Annotated in this window: 15 protein-coding genes; 8 read left to right on the top strand and 7 right to left on the bottom strand. The window is 40.0% G+C overall.

What is annotated here, in order from left to right; genetic code table 11:
* Window positions 1-805: 805 nt before the first annotated feature.
* The 3 genes from ACSAZL_RS20525 to ACSAZL_RS20515 all read left to right on the top strand — a co-directional run bounded on the left by ACSAZL_RS20525 (window position 806) and on the right by ACSAZL_RS20515 (window position 3,577).
* Window positions 806-1,858: an elongation factor Tu gene (locus ACSAZL_RS20525; protein ID WP_440946407.1), complete on the top strand. Its 1,053-nt coding sequence runs from the start codon at window positions 806-808 to the stop codon at window positions 1,856-1,858.
* A gap of 102 nt (window positions 1,859-1,960) precedes the next feature.
* Complete coding sequence (locus ACSAZL_RS20520) at window positions 1,961-2,449, top strand: gamma-glutamylcyclotransferase family protein (protein ID WP_440946406.1); 489 nt, start codon at window positions 1,961-1,963, stop codon at window positions 2,447-2,449.
* A 288-nt stretch (window positions 2,450-2,737) separates the two neighbouring features.
* Window positions 2,738-3,577 (top strand): class I SAM-dependent methyltransferase, encoded by an 840-nt coding sequence (locus ACSAZL_RS20515; RefSeq protein WP_440946405.1) that lies wholly within the window; start codon window positions 2,738-2,740, stop codon window positions 3,575-3,577.
* Between the two features lie 217 nt (window positions 3,578-3,794).
* Here ACSAZL_RS20515 and ACSAZL_RS20510 read toward each other — a convergent pair whose 3' ends face one another.
* From ACSAZL_RS20510 to ACSAZL_RS20495, 4 genes are all read right to left on the bottom strand, one after another.
* Window positions 3,795-4,568: a sugar phosphate isomerase/epimerase family protein gene (locus ACSAZL_RS20510; RefSeq protein WP_440946404.1), complete on the bottom strand. Its 774-nt coding sequence runs from the start codon at window positions 4,566-4,568 to the stop codon at window positions 3,795-3,797.
* 258 nt (window positions 4,569-4,826) lie between these two features.
* Window positions 4,827-5,297 carry an RNA-binding domain-containing protein gene (locus tag ACSAZL_RS20505; RefSeq protein ID WP_440946403.1) on the bottom strand — a complete coding sequence of 157 codons (471 nt, stop codon included), beginning with the start codon at window positions 5,295-5,297 and terminating at the stop codon, window positions 4,827-4,829.
* 101 nt (window positions 5,298-5,398) lie between these two features.
* Window positions 5,399-5,959: a dephospho-CoA kinase gene (locus ACSAZL_RS20500; RefSeq protein WP_440946402.1), complete on the bottom strand. Its 561-nt coding sequence runs from the start codon at window positions 5,957-5,959 to the stop codon at window positions 5,399-5,401.
* A 368-nt stretch (window positions 5,960-6,327) separates the two neighbouring features.
* Window positions 6,328-7,572, bottom strand: coding sequence for an ORC1-type DNA replication protein (locus ACSAZL_RS20495; protein ID WP_440946401.1), 1,245 nt, complete (start codon window positions 7,570-7,572; stop codon window positions 6,328-6,330).
* A 2,137-nt stretch (window positions 7,573-9,709) separates the two neighbouring features.
* Here ACSAZL_RS20495 and putP point away from each other — a divergent pair.
* Together putP and mfnA are read left to right on the top strand one after the other, a co-directional pair.
* Complete coding sequence (gene putP, locus ACSAZL_RS20490; RefSeq protein WP_440946400.1) at window positions 9,710-11,254, top strand: sodium/proline symporter PutP; 1,545 nt, start codon at window positions 9,710-9,712, stop codon at window positions 11,252-11,254.
* A gap of 1,300 nt (window positions 11,255-12,554) precedes the next feature.
* Window positions 12,555-13,742 (top strand): tyrosine decarboxylase MfnA, encoded by a 1,188-nt coding sequence (gene mfnA, locus ACSAZL_RS20485; RefSeq protein WP_440946399.1) that lies wholly within the window; start codon window positions 12,555-12,557, stop codon window positions 13,740-13,742.
* A 178-nt stretch (window positions 13,743-13,920) separates the two neighbouring features.
* On the opposite strand, the gene ACSAZL_RS20480 is transcribed toward mfnA, so the two are convergent.
* Complete coding sequence (locus ACSAZL_RS20480; protein WP_440946398.1) at window positions 13,921-14,151, bottom strand: hypothetical protein; 231 nt, start codon at window positions 14,149-14,151, stop codon at window positions 13,921-13,923.
* A 661-nt stretch (window positions 14,152-14,812) separates the two neighbouring features.
* Between ACSAZL_RS20480 and ACSAZL_RS20475 the strand changes: the two genes are divergently transcribed.
* Window positions 14,813-15,907 carry a CBS domain-containing protein gene (locus ACSAZL_RS20475; protein ID WP_440946397.1) on the top strand — a complete coding sequence of 365 codons (1,095 nt, stop codon included), beginning with the start codon at window positions 14,813-14,815 and terminating at the stop codon, window positions 15,905-15,907.
* Window positions 15,908-16,547: 640 nt separating this feature from the next.
* Entirely contained in the window at window positions 16,548-18,089 is a 1,542-nt protein-coding gene (locus tag ACSAZL_RS20470) for a TraB/GumN family protein (protein WP_440946396.1), read from the top strand.
* 165 nt (window positions 18,090-18,254) lie between these two features.
* On the opposite strand, the gene ACSAZL_RS20465 is transcribed toward ACSAZL_RS20470, so the two are convergent.
* A complete protein-coding gene (locus ACSAZL_RS20465; protein ID WP_440946395.1) occupies window positions 18,255-18,551 on the bottom strand; it encodes a DUF4405 domain-containing protein in 297 nt (98 codons plus the stop codon).
* 202 nt (window positions 18,552-18,753) lie between these two features.
* On the opposite strand from ACSAZL_RS20465, the gene ACSAZL_RS20460 reads away from it, so the two are divergent.
* The gene (locus ACSAZL_RS20460; RefSeq protein ID WP_440946394.1) at window positions 18,754-19,047 is read left to right on the top strand and encodes a hypothetical protein; all 294 of its coding nucleotides are present in this window, start codon (window positions 18,754-18,756) and stop codon (window positions 19,045-19,047) included.
* An 86-nt stretch (window positions 19,048-19,133) separates the two neighbouring features.
* Here ACSAZL_RS20460 and fhcD read toward each other — a convergent pair whose 3' ends face one another.
* On the bottom strand, window positions 19,134-20,027 hold the full coding sequence (gene fhcD, locus ACSAZL_RS20455; protein ID WP_440946393.1) for a formylmethanofuran--tetrahydromethanopterin N-formyltransferase: 894 nt from the start codon (window positions 20,025-20,027) through the stop codon (window positions 19,134-19,136).
* Window positions 20,028-20,240: the final 213 nt, after the last annotated feature.

Genomic DNA, 20,240 nt, shown 5'->3' with positions numbered 1-20,240 from the left:
CTTTTAAAATTCTTGCAATACACCTTGTGAATCCCTTACCAGTATGACCACTTTTTTGAGCAGATCACGGACTTTAAGAACGCCCGGAAAAGGTCTTCCTTTGTGAAGATTACCTTTTGCTGGGGGCTCGCTCGTTTCGCTATCCCCTGCAGGGTCAGGATTTCAAATCGAATGTTTTATAAGAATTTTGACCCCTTCCTCCCGACCCGTACTGAAAGATCGAAAAGCTTCCGATCTTGCAGATACTTCCGAAAACCTATTAAATATTGTTTTACTTTCCTTTGTCTCAGCAGGTTGCCAACTCTGATTTTCTTCTTAGCTTCTGCCAGGAGATTGTTTGGCATCATAGTGATCCGATTCGTAAATGTCTGCGTTGCCTGAGGTAGATTTTTCCCATGTTATCCGCAGGGTTTAAAGTATCCAACCAATCAATTATAGTAGAATCTACCCTATTCATTCACTTTCATTAAAAACTCTTAACATGATGAATATATTATTACTTTTGTAATAAGATACTACACCAGTACCAGTGACAGGTACAAAGTTAACTAAAACCATCGTCTAAAAATTGCAGTTTAAAACAAGGTGTAAATATCAAAAACCTGGACTATCTTGGAAATACAGGATTTAAATCAATCCTGTAATCAATCCTGTAATCAACCCTGTAATCAATCCTTACACTCAAATTAATTCAACAAATCAGGAAATATTACCGTACACATTATTGATTCAGAAACATTAATTCAGAAACATTAATTCAGAAACATTAATTCAGAAAATACTGATTCGGAAAAGGGGACTCACAATGGTAAACGTTGCAATTATAGGGACAGAAAAAAGCGGGAGGACCTCCCTTGCCGCAAACCTCGGGAGAAAAGGAACGTCTTCCGACATAACCATGTACAACAATGATAAGGAAAGCCGTAAAATGGTTTTTGTGGATGCGCACAGCTATCCGAAAACCCTGAAATCCCTGATTACGGCCCTGAATATTTCGGATCTGGCAGTCCTGTGCATCCCTCCCCAGGGCCTGGACGCCCATACCGGAGAATGCATTATTGCCCTGGACTTACTCGGGTTTAAACATGGAATCATTGCCCTGACAAGATCGGACAGCACGCACATGCATGCAATTGACGAGCTGAAAGCAAAGATAAAAGTGATCACTGCAGGAACTGCACTTCAGGAATGGGAATGTATCTCCCTGAACACAAACAAAAGTGCAAAGAACCCCTTTGAAGGCGTAGACGACCTTAAAGCCAGAATAAATGAGATGGCAGAGCAAATAGAAGCCGAACAGGCAGAACTTAACAGCCTGCCTACAAGGATCTTCATAGACCACGCTTTCAATGTGACAGGCAAAGGTTGTGTCGTGCTCGGAGTTGTCAAGCAGGGCATCTCAAAGGACAAGGATAAGACCAAAATTTTCCCGCTGGATAGGGACATCGAAATCCGCTCTATCCAGAGCCATGATGTTGACATCGACAGCGCCCCGACAGGCACAAGAGTAGGCATGCGTCTGAAAAATGTCCAGGCCAAAGATATAGAAAGAGGTTTCATCATTTCCGACAAGGAGATCGTGACTACCGACTATACCCTGGAATGTACCATCTCAAAGTTCACGAAAAAGATAGAACCGGCAAGTGTCCTGCACCTCTTTGTCGGTTTGCAGTCCGAACCTGTGCGCGTTGAAAAAATCCTGGTTGACGGAAACGAAGTAAAAGAAGCAAAGCCTGGAACTACCTGCGTGCTGGAACTTTCAGGAAACAAAAAGGTCGCTTACAGCAAAGAAGACCGTTTCCTGCTTGCAAACCTTGACCTTACCCAGCGCTTTGCAGGTTACGGTTTTTCGAAATAAGACTGTCAAAATAAGACTAAAAGAATTTGGACTGAAAGATCGGGTTGAAAGGTCGGATTGAAAGATCGGATTAAAAGGGACGGGTGCAGAAAAGGGGAAAACATGTCTCAGGAAACAGACAGGACTCTTTATGGCAGGGTTTTTCACAGGAATGTCTGCTGGCAGCGCTCATACGAAAGAGTGGAAGGTGAAGAGCTCGTAATGGCACTTTACGGCAGCCTGAGAAACGGGCTTTACAATAACCGGCGTTTCGATCTTCAAAACAGGTCCGAATTCCTTGGGACTATAAAAATCGACGGATATGCACTCTATTCCCTTGGTCCCTACCCTGCTGTTTATCCTTCGGAAAACGGTTCCGTGGTCGCAGAGGTGCGAAGATTCTCAGGAAAAAAGCAACTTGAAGTTGCTAAATCCATTGATTATATGGAGCTTTTCGGAGGGTACCACAGGGAATATGTGAACCTGGAACTCCCGGAGAAAAAACTCAGAGGTATCATCTACGTGTATGACGAAAAGCCCGAAACGGAGAAAATCCAGCATGGAGACTGGACCAGATACCTCAAAGAAAAAGAGCTGCCTGGTGAAAGCTGAAATAAACAGATAACACTGTCTGTACCGTCTGCGTGAGGAGTTCCCAACATACCGAAACTTTATTAACAGGGAATCCTAAAAATGTTCGGCGATGAACAACAACTGAACCATTCTGTTTTATTGAAGGATGTTAACGGTTAATCGTAGATATCGGGTCTAACGGTTAATCGCAAATATAGCGTCTGAAGGCTGATTGTAGATTAGAGTTTGACGGTTAATCATAGATATTGGGTCTAACGGTTAATCGCAGATATGAGAGTCCGTGAAATTGGAAAGGAGGACTCATTAATGAATTTTGCAGATATTATTGAGTTTGCAGAAAAACCGCAAATCTATACAGAAGGGAATGCTGTTATGTGGACAGATGACCACATTTCAAAGCAGTTGTTGGATGTTCACCTGAACCCGGATATCGACCTTGCAAGCCGGAGAAGAACGAGTATAAAGAGTACTGTGGACTGGATTTTAAATTCGGTCAATCTGAAAAAAATGAACATTCTTGATCTGGGATGCGGGCCTGGATTGTATGCCGAACTCATGGCAGAGAGGGGACATAAAGTAACAGGTGTCGATTTCTCTAAGAATTCGATCGAATATGCCAGAAGCGAAGCCATAAAGAAAAATCTGGATATAGAATACGTAAACCTGAATTACCTCGAATTGCGTGAAGAAAATAAATATGATCTTGTAATGATGGTTTTTACTGACTTTGGCGTCTTAATACCAGAAGCAAGAAAGAAGTTGTTACATAACGTTTACAGGGCTTTAAAACCTGGCGGAACTCTCATTTTTGATGTTTTGAGTGATAAAGACATTGAAACGAAAGTTGCTGAGAAATCCTGGGGAGTGGAAGAGCGTGGCTTCTGGAAAGATAGACCACACCTGATTCTTTCAGACTCCTTTTACTATCCGAAAGACAAAGTGATATTGTACCAGCATATCGTAATCGATAATTCTGACAATTTCGATGTGTATCGTTTTTGGACTCACTTTTTCAAGTCTGATGACCTGAAGAAGATACTGGGACAGGAAGGCTTTAAAAAAATTGAGTGCTATGACGATGTCTTACCGGATACCGATCTCTGGAATGGAAATAACGTTATCTTCTGCAAGGCAACTAAAAAGTAATTTCAACCGTCTTCGAGTGAAACAATTATTTTGGAAATACAATTTTGGAAATACGATTTTGGAAATACGATTTTGGAAATACGATTTTGGAAATACAATTTTGGAAACACCGGAAAAAGAACGGTTTGAAAAAAATAAAAATACAGAAAATAGAACAAAATGGAAAATAGAACAAAATGGAAAATAGAACCAAAATGGAAAATAAAGTCTCGAAAACTCACAGTTTTCTTAAAAATTCAAGGCTTTTGATCCCTTCTTCAACCGAAGCCATTTCTGTAACAAAGATCCCCTTATAGTTTAAGAGCTTCTCCATAACCTGTTTCCAGTTTACAGTTCCCTCCCCGAGGGGGAGATGCTCATCTTTTTTGCCCATGTTATCATGGATATGCACATGGGAAATCCTGTCTTTCAACTGGTCCAGAAACTCATCTATAAGTCCGACAGTGTTGGCATGCCCTACATCGAAGGTAAAGCCCACGTTGTGGCTCCCGACCGCGTCGAGCATTTCCTGCATTTCATCAGGATATTTGCCAAAAATTTTCGGAAAATCGGGCATATTTTCAACAGCTATAATGATCCCGAAATCTGCTGCAAAGTCACATAATTCCCGGATGGAAGCAAGGTTTGTCATATAAGCTTGCTGCGGAACCTGTACTCCATAAGGAGAGAGATATCCTGGATGTACCACAGCAAGGTTGACATAGTTCGAGGCAAGGGTGAGGTAGTTCTTCATCTGCCTGAGGACTTCTGCACGGATTGAGTCATTCAGGCCTGCAAGGTTCATATCAGAAAAGGGCAAATGCAGGGTCAGTTCCAGATTAGTGGTTTCATAAATGTTCTTCAGGTTCTGAACGGTCTTGCTGTTCAGGCACTGGGACCCTTCCTGTACGATCTCCCAGCCCGTATACCCGTGGTCTTCAAGCGTATACGCCCATTTAAAAGGATCTTCAACGACCGCACGCGATGAAAAACTGATTCTATGCAGCTGCATGGTGATAATTCATCCTTGTTAGTTCATCCTTGTTAGTTCATCCTTGTTAATTCGTCCTTGCAATTCGTCCTGCAATTAGTCTCTGCAATTCGTCCTTGCCAATTAGTCTCTGCAATTCGTCCTTGCCAATTAGTCTCTGCAATTCGTCCTTGCCAATTAACCCGTTTAGGTCATCCCTGATTGACATAAGTTTAGGGCGGGAATAAAAATATACCTAACTAAACTTCGTAATTACTGGATTTTGAGATTTCAGTCCATTTACACATAGTCCATTTCCACTTCAACAACCGGTACCCCTTCTTCGGTGAGAGGCAAAAGCCACTCAAAGAGCCTTTCCATCTCCTCAGGAGAGTCTGCCCTGATAATGACTTCGATAGAGCCCAGGGGTTCTTCTTCGGCAGGAACACTGGGAATTCCTACAAAAGCTGCCTGCTTGTTGAGCAAAAAACGAACTAAAAGCCCTTCGCTGGATAATCCTTTATTGAAAACCTTGTTGCGGATACTGTCTATAATCGCTTCCCTGCGAATAAGTCCGTGCAGGGTAAACAGGAGATCAAGTCCTCCCTCGCCTGTGAGACGGAAAGCAGGAGAAACTCCTTTTTCGGATTCCGTTGCAGCAACAGGCTCTTTTTGGAGTCCTATTCCAGTAAAGAGAACCGAAATTGCTTTAGCGACTTTGTCGGGGTCTTCCGTAGGATAAACAGCTGCTGAAACCTTTACATTTATCATAAATCTACTCCACGATGATCTCAAATGTGATTGTTCCGGAAAGTCTTCGGTTTTCCCGGGTTTGTTTTTAACATTAACCCATCAGATTTCTTCCTGAGATGTTATTTTGCCGGATTTGATTTCAAATAATTACTCAAAACATCATTAACATCTTTTCTGAAGGTCTCGAGAGTGAAGTTATTTTCGATTTCCACGTTGGAAGCCTCGATAGCTTCTCCCATGCCCCAGCTGAGTTCTCGTTCGTCTCTCTGGCGGAGACCGTCGATACTGTTCATATCATCGCTTCTGCCTCTTTTCTGAACCCTGGAAAAGCGAACCTCAATGGGAGTGTAAATGGAAATCAGGATAAAGCCTTCTCCGAATTCCTTCCTGAAGCACTCCACTTCAGCAATCCCACGCACACCGTCAACAACTACAAGTTCCGAGCCTGTTTCCCTGATCTGAGAAATACAGCGTCTGGCAACGGCATCCATGCCTTCACATTTGCGAAGGTCCGTTGCAACCTTTCCTGTATTGGAATCATCGGGTTCAAGCCCACGCTTCAGTACTTCCTTCCGGATCACGTCACCCATAATAATAACAGGAATGCCCATCTCAGCAGCAATCCTGGAAGCTTCGGATTTTCCCGAAGCTGGCATGCCTACAAAAGCTATTATCTTCATCAAAAATTACCTTTTAAACCTGAATCCTGGGATTTGAATTATAAGCCTGAACTGATTTGAATTATAAATCTGAGTTTATTTGAATTATAAATCTGAGATATAAATTTTAGTAGAAAACCTCAGAAATCTCAGTTAAAATCTCGATAGAAACTTAATTTTGTAAACTCGATTTGTAAGTTAGAATCATTAACTCCGTATAAACTTGAATAATATTGATCTGTACATAACATATGAATTATGATATGATCCTAGTCAAACCACAGGATCGTATATATTATTTCCTGAAAAGCTGAGGCTATTTCTGAAAGATTGAAGGAAAAATTGGAAAGGCCAAATCAGGAAAATAATCCGGACAAATAATCCGGACTTTATGAGAACATCTTGTTGAAGACGGAAGTTTTGAAATCTACAAGAGGTTTAAGCCTGTAGTCTTCAAGAAGTACCTTGCGAGTGTTTTCCACAGGCACGCTTAAAGAAATTTCTTTTGTCCTGCCGTAACGGCCCTTGCTTACCACCACGGCATTCACAATGCCCAGCATGTCGAGTTCTGACATAAGATCGGTGACCCTGCGCTGGGTAAGGATATCCACGTCAATGTGATGACAGAGCTGGCGGTAGACGTTATACATCTCCCCGGTTGTGACGTTTTTGCCTTCTCTTCCCCGGCTCCTGAGCAGGATGATGCTGTAGAGTACAAGCTTGGACTGGGTGGGAAGAGTCCTTACAACTTCTACGACACGGTCGATTTCGATCTTTTCCTGTGCGCGCCTTACATGCTCTTCAAGAACCTGAGGCTGATTTTCTCTCTCTGCAATTTCACCCGAAACGCGCAGAAGGTCAAGGGCCCGGCGGGCATCGCCGTGTTCCTGGGCTGCAAAGGCTGCACAGAGAGGGATTACCATTTCGCCCAGCACTCCGTCGTTGTAAGCCATTTTTGCCCTTTGCTTCAGGATGTCGCTGATCTGCTCGGCGTCATAGGGAGGGAAGATCAGTTCCTCTTCGCCCAGGGAACTTTTGACTCTGGGGTCCAGAAACTCCGTGAATTTGAGGTCGTTAGAAACCCCGATCATGCTGACCTTGGCTTTCCTGAGGTCGGTATTGATCCTTGATAGGTTATAGAGGACGTCGTCGCCTTTCTTGATCAGCTTGTCAATTTCGTCCAGAATTATGATAATAACCTGATCTCTTGCATCGATTGCTTCCTTGAATTTCATGAAGACCTGATCCGTGGGCCACCCGGTCATAGGGACCTCTTCTTCGAAATGCCTAGCAAGGTTTGCAAGAAGCCTGTACTGAGTATCGATTACCTCGCAGTTAATATAAACAACAGAACAGAAAATTGACTTGTCTTCGCTTACCCTTTCAAGTTCCTTTCCTACATATCTGGTCACTGCAGTTTTTCCTGTCCCTGTTTTTCCATAAATGAGGACATTGGAAGGGGTCTCTCCCCTGAGTGCGGAAACCAGAATAGTTGCAAGACTGCTTATCTGTTCGTTCCTGTGTAATAACAGGTCCGGTGTATAAGAAGGACGAAGAACCTCTTTGTTTTTGAAGATTGACTTTCCGTCAAGTAATTTTTCGAATAAGCCGTCTAATGATTGAGCTTTTATCATGAATGACCCTCTTCGTATAAAAGTTATAAAAACACAGATGTAACGGATTGAGCGGATTTATATGAACAATTAATATGTACGTTTAATACACAGACAATATGTACACTTAATACACAGACAGAGTGTGCAAGTTAGTAGCAAATCAAATAAGTTTAACGAGCTTGCACGTGCTTTTTCCTTTTTTAATCTTAAATTTTCAACCTTAATTTTGAAATTCCGTTATTCAACCTTATTTTTGCAATTCCTTTTTTGACCCGTAATTTTTAGTTACATTTTCAACCTTATTTTTGCATTCCTTTTTTGACCCGTAATTTTTTTAGTTCCTGCCTAAAGAATCATATCATTAATTTTCCATTGGTACAATGATCGGGAATCTGCAAATGTTTAATCTAGTTTTTGAAAGAGTTTTTGAACCATTTTCATTATTTTGAAGTTAGTATTTTTCGAAGTTAGTATTTTTCGAAGTTAGTATTTTTCGAAGTTAGTATTTTTCGAAGTTAGTATTTTGGAAATTCAGAAAATTATACAGATAGATACCTCAGACTGAATATCTTGAACTGAATATATTAAACTGAATATGTTAAGGCATAATACCATCCAGACATGGAAAAGATATGTGTGAAGGTATAATTGTTAATTTTCAAAGTGTCTTTTGCTCTTGATTCTCAATAATTCTTGAAACCTGGTTTGTTATTTCGTATAATTTTGATAAGTCAAATCCTATTAATGAGAGTTCCACAAAGAGAGATGGATAGATAAATGCATGTTTCTTAAAGTTAATGCCTGAAATTTTTGTTCCCAATAGGCTGGAGGTAAGCTGAAGAGATGGTTGCGCACTTTAGGGTATCTCTTAAGCTCTGATAAATCTGTATTCGGAATGTTCTTTAGCTAAAATTTTAAATGAAAATTGTATATAAACATCTGATTTAAGGGTATATTTGCAGTAGATGCAATGGAAGTACACGGTATTAATAGTTATGGTGAGGACCCCTTTATTTCCACTGGAATGGATATTTACCTTAAATATTCTCTGAAAAAATCGACATCATGGAATTCAGTTTTAAAAAAATTGAAAAATTAGAATTCCAGCACCCCTGGAGGTCAGTTTTAAATCCCCTTTTTCTAATGGAAGAAAATAGGAGCATTTTAGACTCCATTACTTCCATTGAACCCCTAAAAATATTTATTACCAGATAATATAGATAAACAAAGAAATGACTTTACTGAAACGAAAGTGGATGTATTAAAAATAAGAACAGTTTTGATGTGAGAGAGATCATTGATAACAAAACGGTTACCAAGAAAATATAGATAGTTTGACTGGAAATGAGGAATAGATATCAAAAGTAACTATATTCATGGAGTGTAAATACATAAAAAATTGTCTCTGTTTATACGTTAACTTATAAATTTTATGTTAACTGCATATTTTTCAAAGTCCTATTGTTTTTCTAAATGTTTTTTTTAGAACTGTCAGTTTAGTTCCAGAACTGTTGATCTAATAAATTGTTGATCTAATAAACTGTTGATCTAATAAACTATTGATCTAATATTATCTACTGACACTATCCACTGACACTATCTGCTCCAATTGTACTATCTACTACAATTTCACTTATCGACTTACTGAAAGAGTTTTTTAAAGGAATTTTTGAAGAAAGAAGTAAAAACGGTAATACTCTTAATAATTTATTAAAAGTACCGAAGTAAAACGAACCGTTTTTAATATCTGAATAACAAGAAGGTATCTATGGAACTGCTGTAAATAATTATATTTTATAATATAAATGACCCACTATAAAATTTTAAAATATAAAATACGTCTCTGAAATATATGACTCTAAACATAGCTGCCAACAGATTGCTATAACTGGCAAATTTGCAGATAAGCAGTGTTAAAGGAAGTAATGATAACGAAGTAATCTTCCTGGCAAATATGCTCCTTGCGAAAGCAACGTCACTGCATAAAACTACTGATTTACAGCTGTGGAAATGGAGAAGCTTGAATTAAATGAACCTGTGAAAACACAGGATATTTGTTAACACAGGATATTCATCCGACATAAGAAACTAACAAAAATCTACAAAAACTGAAATTTTGCTAAAAAAGATTTTTACTAAAAAAAGGAGTTAAACAATGGTACTGGATAATTTTAGTATTGTACTTGTTTTCGCAGTATATCTGCTTTTCATGATAGCTATCGGAGTTCTCTATTATCAGAAAACGGAGAATCTTTCAGATTATATTTTGGGAGGAAGGAAGCTAAACAGCTGGGTTACTGCGCTTAGTTCACAGGCATCGGATATGAGCGGCTGGCTGATACTGGGAGTACCAGGGTACGCTTACCTGTCAGGGATGGAATCTATCTGGTTAGCAATTGGGCTGACTGCCGGGACCTATCTGAACTGGAAATTTGTTGCAAAGAAATTGCGCCAGTATACTGAGATTGCAGGCGATTCCATCACAATTCCTGTGTACTTTGAAAACAGGTTCAGAGACAAAAGCCATTCCTTAAGAATTATCTCATCCATTTTTATTCTGATCTTTTTCCTTCTTTATACTTCCTCAGGCCTTGTCGCAGGTGGAAAGCTTTTTAATACTGTTTTTGGAATTCACTATCAACAAGCCCTTCTCATCGGTGCACTGGTAATCATCAGTTATACGTTTCTTGGGGGTTTTATGGCTGTCTGCTGGACCGACTTTTTCCAGGGCATGCTGATGGTCTTTGCCATTGTTTTTGTACCCCTTGCAGTTTTAAAGGGAATGGGAGGTTACGAGTCGACCGTGAGCCTGATTGAGAGTATCGATCCTCAGTTACTTAATCCCTGGACCGCCCTTGCCGGTGGTTCAATCCCTCTAATCTCAAACCTGGCCTGGGGCCTGGGATACTTTGGTATGCCACATATTCTGGTCCGTTTTATGGCCATAGAATCCCCTGAAAAAATCAAAAAGGCAAGAATTATTGCAATGGTCTGGGTCACTATCTCTCTGTTTTTTGCCGTAGCAATCGGGATCATCGGAAGAGCTTACCTCTATCCTGAGTTTCTGGGAGATGGGGGAAGTGAAACTATTTTCATGGTAATGGTAAACAACACGTTTACTCCGATAATTGCAGGAATTTTTCTTGCGGCTATCCTTGCAGCTATTATGAGTACTGCCGATTCCCAGCTTCTTGTAGCTGCTTCTGCCTTTACTGAAGATATCTACAGGATAACTTTAAAAAAGAATGCAGGAGAAAAAGAGCTCATCTGGATGGGCAGGTTTGCAGTCATTCTAATTTCAGCAATTGCCTATGTAATAGCAAGAGATCCGAACAACTCGGTCATGGGACTTGTCTCATATGCCTGGGCAGGATTTGGAGCTGCCTTCGGACCTGTTATCCTCTTCTCTCTTTTCTGGAGAAAAACAACCAGGAATGGCGCACTCGGCGGAATGATTGTCGGCGGACTCGTGGTTATCATCTGGAAGCAGCTCTCAGGTGGAATTTTCGACATGTATGAAATTGTACCCGGCTTTATCCTTTCATGCATAACACTCTACACCATCAGTATTCTGGATAAAGAAGGTCCTGCAGAAGAAATTCTCAAAGAATTCGACAGCGTAAACCATATAACCCTTCATAGAATGTCAAGCCACAAAGAAGACATGATACCAGTGGAAACGACACCCCCGGAAAACTGATCTCGTACAATATGAAAAAACATAATATGAGAAACGTTTCCCATAACCCGGGAAAACACTTCTTAAATCAAAAATATAAGAGTAACCGCCAGCTCCCCTGGCAGTACCTCTTTTCAAATGAAAAATTCCCTTCTTTTTATTCCTTCGATTTTAGTATCCTCTTTTGTTTTCTCTTCATCTTATTTTTTATTTTCATCCTGAAGAACTGAACTGAACTGATGTACGGAGATAAAAAGCCAGTTTAGGTTTTGGAATTTTGAAAAAAGCCAGTTTAAGTTTTAGAATTTCGAGATCTAATTTTACTTTTAAGATGTAAGTTTGTTACCATTCTCCAGTCATTATGGCCGTTAATTTCCTGAAAGATTGAGATTCTAAAACAGAGTATAAAAAGAGTAAAAAAGAGTAAAAGTGAGTTCAGAAGTTCAATTATTAGAATGAACATTTGAAAACAGGAGTTTTGCATCAGAATTTTAGAAGTTAATTATTTTCGAAATCTCAAAGTATCTCAAAGTTAATCTTCACTCCGTTTCAAAATTGAATTTCAAAATTGATTATTGTGAAATATTCTTATTTTTAAGGAAAATTCTGGATTGGATATTAAAGGAAAAGTTTAGACCCCTTTATTTCTACTGGAATGTTTATATAACCCCCGGACCCTATGGTTTCCAATGAAAGGTTTTTGGGATTGTACAGAACAAAATAAAAAGTGGTTTTATTTTGTTATGGGAACAAAATAATGTTGTTATGTTATAACATTAAATGTATATATATTTTGTTATTAAAGTTCTATATTTTGAAAAAGAAAAAACATAATTTAATTTAAAATTCGATTAAAATAAATTTATTTTTTTAAACTCACTCTATTAAATTAACCAAAAAAAGCTGGACTTCAAACCCCAATTTAGATCTCCAGTAGAAATAAAGGGGTCTCTCTCTAATCTCTCTTGAAAGCCATCAAAGCCTTTCTTGAAAGCAAAATAACTTTAAGGTTAACTTATACTTGATAAATTATCAATTATTTAAACATCAAATAAGTATCAATCACAAAATCAATCTAGAAACCAATCTTTCTTTTTTCTTTTCAGTTCTTTTTTCTGTTTTTCAATTTGTTTAATTTGTTCAATTATTCCGTTATTTCATTTTCTTTTAGCTGGATTTCTTTTCGTTCAAATTTTTTTCAAATCTAGCCAGAATTGCCGGCTAATTAAGGCTTTATTTGTTTTTTTGGAAGTTAGGGAGATGAATTTTTTTAGGTTTATTCCATAAGTATTTTAAATAAAACTGGTTTTACTTTACCTGTATGAATGAGCAGGGTCTTTCTGAAAAAGAGATATTTTCCTATCTGGAAAATGCGAAGTCAGAAGATACGGATTATTATCGGGTTTTAAGTTCAATGTGTACTCACCCTCATAAGATCGCAGCTGAGGCTAACAGGCTCTTTATTGAGGCCAACCTTGGCGATCTCGGGCTTTTTGCCGGAGCCCACAGGCTTGAACAGGAGGTTGTCAGGATGCTTGGAGAGCTTCTCAACGCTCCATCGATTGACGTTCCTTCCGGAGGTTCCTGTGAGAGTTCGGTTTGTGGCTACCTTACTACAGGAGGTACCGAATCCAATATTCAGGCTGTAAGAGGAATGAAAAACCTTGTAACCGCAGGAGAAGAAGGGCTTAAAGGAACTCTAAACATTGTAATTCCCGAGTCGGCGCATTTTTCTTTCGATAAGGTTGCAGACATGATGGGGATAGAGGTCAGAAGGGCTTCTCTGGATTCGGAGTTCAGGGTTGACCTGACCTCCGTTGAAAGTCTTATTGATTCAAACACTATGGGACTTGTAGGGATAGCAGGAAATACCGAATTTGGCCAGATAGATCCCATTGACAAACTCTCGGAAATAGCGCTTGAAAACGAGCTTTTTCTGCATATCGATGCGGCTTTTGGAGGTTTTGTAATTCCTTTTCTCGAAAAACCCCAGCCTTTTGATTTTAAAGTACCAGGCGTTACTTCGATTGCCATAGACCCCCACAAGATGGGCCTGTCCACAATTCCGTCAGGAGCTCTGCTTTTCAGGTCCCCTTCTTTCCTTGATTCTCTTAAGGTAAACACTCCATACCTTACCACAAAGTCCCAGTTCACACTTACAGGCACAAGGAGCGGAGCTTCAGCTGCCGCTACCTGCGCTGTCATGAAATATCTTGGTAATGAAGGTTACAGAAAGAATGTGCAGTATTGCATGCAGCTTACCGAAAAACTGGTCGCAGAAGCTCGAAAAATCGGTTTCGAACCCCTGCTTGAACCTGTCATGAACGTGGTTACTCTGAAAGTCCCGGACCCTGACCTTGTCAGAGAACAGCTGCTTGAAAGATTCGGCTGGAATGTTTCAATTACCCGTACTCCGAGAACCCTCCGCCTGGTTCTGATGCCGCATAATACTCCAGAAGATATCGAAATATTTGTAAAGGATCTTAAAAAAGTGACATCAGAAATTTAAAGTAATTACTTTTTTATCCCCAAGATGATTACTTTTTTATCCCTAAGATGATTGCTTTTTTATTCCTAATGTGATTACTTTTTTATTCCTTTCTGTTTCCCTTTTTCCGTTTTCAACTTTTCTGGCGGTTCCGATTAATCGGTTGATACTGTTAGATATTGAAATTTTTTACTACATTTTACTTCCTGGTCTTTATTTTGGGTCTTTTTCTTCTTTCTCTTGGGTCTTTTTCTTCTTTCTCTTGGGTCTTTTTCTTCTTTCTCTTGGGTCTTTTTCTTCTTCCTCTTGGGTCTTTTTCTTCTTTCTCTTGGGTCTTTTTCTTCTTCCTCTTTTTACTTTGTAAGACCGTTCTCCTGCGTTGAGCGTGATAAAAATGACTCAAAACAACAAGCGTGACAAAATGAATCAAAACGGTTAATGACGTTTTATGGGTTAGAAAGATCTATAAATTGAATTCATAAATTAGATTCGGGGATCCTTTCCTATTTAAGGCATGCAAAGATAATTATACTATTTAAATTAATATAATGCATACTTCTGGGTACACGACAGTTTCCGTCCCTCGAATCAGGTTTAATGGGTTAAGAGTAAAGAGTAATAAAAAGTAATAGAAGTAATAAGCTAAAATTAAGAAATAAAGCAAAGATTTTGAAAAGCAGTTTAGCGGCTTTCAACTCAGGTTTAGCAACCTGTCACATGTTTATGTAGTCTGTCAGCCTATTTCAGATATGCATATCTTTATGTCACACGGCTTATTAGCCTGTTTTAAATATATTTCAAATTACAGTCTGATTATAAGATCTATCAAGTATTTCACGTATAGTAAGTATTTCACGTATAGTAAGTATTTCACGTATAGTAAGTATTTCACGTATAGTAAGTATTTCACGTATAGTAAGTATTTCACGTATAGTAAGTATTTCACGTATAGTAAGTATTTCACGTATAGTAAGTATTTCACGTATAGTAAGTATTTCACGTATAGTAAGTATTTCACGTATAGTCCGTCAAGTATTTCATATATCTCATCAAGTGTTTGTATTAGATAAATAAAGGGGGTACTTTACTTTATGAAATCTGCATTGAAAATCGGAAGCATAATGGGCATACCTATCAAACTGCACATCACTTTTCTTTTGATACTTCCCATTTTTGCATATATCTTTGCAATCAATCCATACCCTTATGGCTTTCAAGGGGTTGAGCCGCCTGCGACAAAATACGCGCTTTCGACCCTGACTGCAATCCTGCTTTTTGCCTCAATCCTTGTACATGAGCTTGCACATTCCTATCTGGCAATGCGCTATGGAGTAAATATTGAGAGCATCACACTCTTCCTTTTCGGAGGAGTATCTTCAATGGAAGAGATGCCAAGGGATCCCGGACAGGAAGCAAAGATGGCTTCCGCAGGACCTCTAACAAGCCTGATTATAGGCGGCGTCTGTCTGCTAATATATGGAAACATAATTGCGCCAAACTCTGCACTTTCTGAAAATCCCGTTTTTCTGACAATCTGGATTCTTGGAGCCATGAATATAATTCTTGGAGTTTTCAACCTGCTACCCGCATTCCCGATGGACGGCGGCAGAGTACTCCGTGCTTTCTATGCCAGAAGAATGTCTTATGTCAAAGCTACGCAGAGTGCAGCTGCCGTAGGGAAGTTTTTTGCCATCCTGATGGCGATTTTCGGAATTCTTGTAGGAAACCTCTGGTTCCCTTTGATTGCTCTCTTCATTTATGTTGGTGCATCCGAAGAGGAACGCTCCACCCAGGCATCCGTAACTCTGGAAAATGTTCTTGTAAAAGATATAATGACAAAAAGTGTAGTTACAGTGCCCTCTTCCATGAATATTGATGAGCTTGTTCAATTTATGTTTGAGAAAAAACATATGGGTTACCCTGTGGTAGACGGAGGCAGCCTGAAAGGGATTGTGACTTTTACCGATATCCAGCGTGTTTCCACCCTTGACCGCCCTGTAACCCGCGTCTCAGATATTATGACCCGAGATATCATATCCGTTCCTTCGAACGCTCAGGCAAGTGACGCCCTCAAGCTAGTTACAGCCAGGAACATAGGAAGAGTTCTGGTCATTGATAATGGGGATCTTATAGGAGTACTTTCCAGAACAGACCTTGTCAGGACCCTGAGGCTCAGATCTGAATGATGTTCCCAGAATGCCGCTCCCAGAATAATTCCCAGAATGTGCTCCCAGAATAATTCCCAGAATGTGCTCCCAGAATAATTCCCAGAATGTGCTCCCAGAATAATCCCCAGAATGCTGCTCCAAAGATTCCTTTTTGGAACTATCATCTGGGATTTAAAATATACATCTTAGAACGTGTAATTAAAATGTGTAATTTAATATCTTTGAAGTACAGTTTATTCTACAAGGTATAGTTTTATATCTTTGAAGTATAGTTTGGTATTCGGGATTATAATTAGTTATTTCGTTGTATGATATAATTTGTCTTATATTCAGATCCGTATAAATTGACTATGTACGGATCGGTCATGATGTGCAGACGGCTTTGGTGTAAAGATCGGCTATATACCATATCGGTTGCGACGTATAGGTTGGCTATGATGTAAAAATTGGCTGCGATGCAGGTTGGTTATGTATAAATTGACGGTTTACAGATCAGCCATTTTACGGATCAGTTATATAACATGTGTAACTTATTTAATGTGTATAGTTTAATAATACCATGCATTAAATTACCTGTATACTCAAACCATTCACTTAATATCTTCGAATTGGCAGCGGTAGGCGTTATTTCTAATCTGCCGCAATAGAGAGACTGATAATGGACAGGTCTAAAATTACAGATTCTCAGGACAAGGATCCTGAATACAATTTTCATAGTTCATCTCAGGAGTCAATATACTCTATGGACAAACTTACAACCGAATCCGCGGAAGATAATGTTTCTGTCGGAAAGTCTAAGCTTTCTGATTCTTCAATCAACAAGCCAGAGAAGACCGGAATTTCTGTACCGTCTCCTGTAGCAGAAGTCGGAAATACCGAAGTGAAACTCGATATAAGTTCCGAGCTTATTGCGGAACCTCTTCCTGATTCAGCTTCGGAACTTTTAGTTCCTTCTTCTTTCCAGCCTCCAGCTCTGGACGGGAATAATCCGGCTGCCCCGTTTCAGCCTTCAAAAGTTGTGCTCATAGGTACGGCTCACGTTTCGGAAAAGAGCGTGGCTGAAGTCAGGGATGCTATAAGGAACCTTAAACCTGATATTGTAGCTGTTGAGCTCTGCCGGGCACGTTATGATTCTCTGAAAGGAAACATCCCGGAGACTAATCAGCTTCCAATAAAGGAAATTCTCAGTGAAGGAAAGGTATACTATTACCTGGTTCACTGGCTGCTTGCCTATGTGCAGAAAAAGATCGGGGAAGACATGGGTGTAAAACCCGGTTCTGAGATGCTTTCCGCAATTGCGGAGGCAGAAGCATCAGGAGCCAGAGTAGCTTTAATTGACAGGGATATCCAGGTGACGCTCCAGCGTTTCTGGGGCCGCATGAAATTCGTGGAAAAAATAAAGATGCTCGGTTCTCTCGTAGGCGGCCTGATAGGAATAGGTGGGTCCGAGATCGATATCGATCAGATCACTCAACAGGATGTGGTCACAGCCCTTGTCAGTGAGCTCAGAGAATTTGCCCCAACTGCTGCTGAAACTCTCATAGATGAGCGTGACGCATACCTTGCAGGAAGTATTCTCAGGGTGGCGGCAGGTGGAAATAAAACTATTGTTGCGGTGATCGGAGCAGGACATAAGCCCGGAGTAATTAATTACCTGAAAAACCCAAAGAGCATTCCTCCACTCAGCACTCTTATGGAGCTTCCTAAAAAACGCATTGGAATCGGCAAAATTGTCGGTTTTGGAATAGTTGGGCTTGCAATTCTGGTTTTTTTGTTGCTTATAGCATCGGGTACTCCCCTAAAACTCCTTTTAATAGCTTTCGTATGGTGGTTCCTCATTAACGGAATCCTGAGTGCAGCCGGCGCCCTGCTGGCGGGAGGACATCCCTACTCTGCCCTTACTGCCTTTTCAGTTGCTTGGTTAACCTCGCTGAACCCCATGATGGCTGCAGGCTGGTTTGCAGGTCTGGTAGAAGCAAAACAGCGTAACCCTACCACTGACGACATTAAAGCCCTTGCAGGGATAGATACTTTCAAAGAAATGTTCAAAAACAGGTTCATGCGTGTCCTTCTTGTGGCCAGTTTTGCCAATATCGGAAGTGTGATAGGTACCTTCCTCGGGGCATATGTAATGATACAGGTTACTGGCCTTGACCCGCAGGACCTTCTTCATTCCGGGTTCAGCGCGCTAGGACTCTAATAGGACAACAAGTAGTTCTCTAAACAACAAGTAGTTCTCTAAAATAGTTCTCTGGTAGCGGGATGACATCTTTGCTTTCCAGAGTTTTTTCCTACTTATACTTCTTCAGGGCCCATTTTTTTCCGTATTTTTCCTGATGGCTCTTCTTTTCCAGTCAGCATTCTTTTATGAATCCACTTTTTCGAGCTCACAATGTTCTTTCCTGAAAAAATTCCTTGTAGTGCATACAACCCACTTCCGATGCAGGATAAGGTGAATGAGCACCAGAATTATCATCAGGATTCCGATTCTGCTATGTATCCAGATCCAGGTAGCTTTCGTCAGCCCCATGTACACAATATATCTGCCCCTTTGAACTCCCGAAGGTATAAAAAAATACATGAAAAGCCCTGTACCTGCGACTCCGAAAAACAGTGTTGTAAGGGCAAGGTCTATCAAATAATTGGTTTTTTGTCTGTTCATGTTTCCCCTCTCACTTTGTTTCTCCGAATTTGAAAAGTAACTTTCTTAATCAGAAAAGTAATCCCCTTAAAAATAGACTTCTAAAGAATGGACTTTAAAGTTTACTTCAAGCTTACTTTAAGCTTAGTTTAAGCTTACTTTAAACTTGCTTTAAGCTTATTTTAAGCTTACTTAGTAAATATTTTGCCGAAAGTAATTCAGTTTGGAAAATAAAAAGGTATGTGACAAGAAAATCTGTGATAAAAAAGTACGAGAGAAAGATGGAGAAGTATGTAATAAAAAAGTACGAGAGAAAGATGGAGAAGTATGTAATAAAAAGGTACTAGAGGAAGACGGAGAAGTATGTAATAAAAAGGTACGAGAGAAAGATGGAGAAGTATGTAATAAAAAGGTACGAGAGGAAGACGGAGAAGTACCTGATAAAGAGGTTATGAGAGAAAAAAGAGAAGTACCTGATAAACGGTGTGAAAAAGACATATGGGAAAAAGGGAGATAGACTGATAAAAAGAATTTTTGAATTCAAAAGAACCGGTGGAGTCTGAAAAAAGGAAATAGAACTGCTAAAAAAGAGAATTTTTGAGCTCAGAAGAGCTCGTGAAGTTTGAACTGGTACTTACCCAGTTTGCCGCCGTAGTTCCCTGCGGAAATCTTCTTGATTCCGGGGACAGTAACTGCAGCTTCTATTCCAGCTTTCATGGCTGCTTTTATGCTTGCTTCATCAAGTCCGTTGATAACGATTTCATAAATAGCATTGACATCTGCCGGGACTTCAGTGTTTTCTACTTTGTCCTTTATGGAGGGGCAGAACTTTTCATTTGCAGTAGCTTTCAGGAATTTGTACTTGTTTGCTCCGGATTTGGACCCGCTTGCAACGATGCCTCCGGGGAAGGGGGTAATTGTGCCTTCAAGTTCTGCAATTGCGTCCACGGCAGCTTCGGCTGCAGTCAGGGCGCTCATCTGGGAATCTCCGAAGATAAAGAAGTTTCCGCCTGCAATTCCGGCTATGGCTCCTATATTGTCTTCGGTCACAAAGTCTCCTTCCATGATCGGGACTTTGTATACTCTGCGGCCTGCAACCTGGGCTTCGGACTCCATGCCGTCTCCGAAAAATTTCAGTTTAAAGCCAACATTAAATTGTTTCTCAGTATCAGGCAGCCCGTTAAAAACTGCAGTTGTAGGAGCTGTAAGTACGCACTGCCCTATCCTCTCAAGGAGCTGTTCTTCGAGAGCTTCGTATTTGAAAGTACAGATCTGGATATAGACTCCAGGTCTTCCGTCGGGGGTCTCGCTGGGGCTTGCGAACCTTTCAATTCCGGCCTCTGCAGGGCACATTATAACTGATGTCCCAAAGCCAGTGGCTTCAGTGGCTGCTACCTGTGCCCAGCGTTTAGTTACTGCTGTTATGAGCACTCTTGCAATCTTGATCGGAAACGCTTCTGCATACGTATCTTCAATTTCTACTCCGTTGATTTCCATGAAAATCCCCTATTTACTTTTCGTTATTAATTATTCTGATATCCAGGCTTGATATCTTACTATAAGTTAGCATATTTTAGCATATTCCAGTACAATCCAGTACCAGTACAATTCAGTACCAGTACAATCCAGTATCAATTTTGTCCAGCACAGTCCAGGCATAATACATTATTTTTTAGCCTGCTTTAGATATTTTTTAACTATTTATGCTGT

The sequence above is a fragment of the Methanosarcina mangrovi genome (assembly GCF_052057765.1).
In the GTDB taxonomy this organism is placed as follows: Archaea; Halobacteriota; Methanosarcinia; order Methanosarcinales; family Methanosarcinaceae; genus Methanosarcina.
This window is presented reverse-complemented; position numbering and strand designations above follow the sequence as displayed.

Bases quoted from the DNA above. Each gene is read 5' to 3' on its own strand.
- ACSAZL_RS20525 (WP_440946407.1), top strand. From the start codon at position 806: ATGGTAAACGTTGCAATTATAGGGACAGAAAAAAGCGGGAGGACCTCC.
- ACSAZL_RS20520 (WP_440946406.1), top strand. From the start codon at position 1,961: ATGTCTCAGGAAACAGACAGGACTCTTTATGGCAGGGTTTTTCACAGG.
- ACSAZL_RS20515 (WP_440946405.1), top strand. From the start codon at position 2,738: ATGAATTTTGCAGATATTATTGAGTTTGCAGAAAAACCGCAAATCTAT.
- ACSAZL_RS20510 (WP_440946404.1), bottom strand. From the start codon at position 4,568: ATGCAGCTGCATAGAATCAGTTTTTCATCGCGTGCGGTCGTTGAAGAT.
- ACSAZL_RS20505 (WP_440946403.1), bottom strand. From the start codon at position 5,297: ATGATAAATGTAAAGGTTTCAGCAGCTGTTTATCCTACGGAAGACCCC.
- ACSAZL_RS20500 (WP_440946402.1), bottom strand. From the start codon at position 5,959: ATGAAGATAATAGCTTTTGTAGGCATGCCAGCTTCGGGAAAATCCGAA.
- ACSAZL_RS20495 (WP_440946401.1), bottom strand. From the start codon at position 7,572: ATGATAAAAGCTCAATCATTAGACGGCTTATTCGAAAAATTACTTGAC.
- putP (WP_440946400.1), top strand. From the start codon at position 9,710: ATGGTACTGGATAATTTTAGTATTGTACTTGTTTTCGCAGTATATCTG.
- mfnA (WP_440946399.1), top strand. From the start codon at position 12,555: ATGAATGAGCAGGGTCTTTCTGAAAAAGAGATATTTTCCTATCTGGAA.
- ACSAZL_RS20475 (WP_440946397.1), top strand. From the start codon at position 14,813: ATGAAATCTGCATTGAAAATCGGAAGCATAATGGGCATACCTATCAAA.
- ACSAZL_RS20470 (WP_440946396.1), top strand. From the start codon at position 16,548: ATGGACAGGTCTAAAATTACAGATTCTCAGGACAAGGATCCTGAATAC.
- ACSAZL_RS20465 (WP_440946395.1), bottom strand. From the start codon at position 18,551: ATGAACAGACAAAAAACCAATTATTTGATAGACCTTGCCCTTACAACA.
- fhcD (WP_440946393.1), bottom strand. From the start codon at position 20,027: ATGGAAATCAACGGAGTAGAAATTGAAGATACGTATGCAGAAGCGTTT.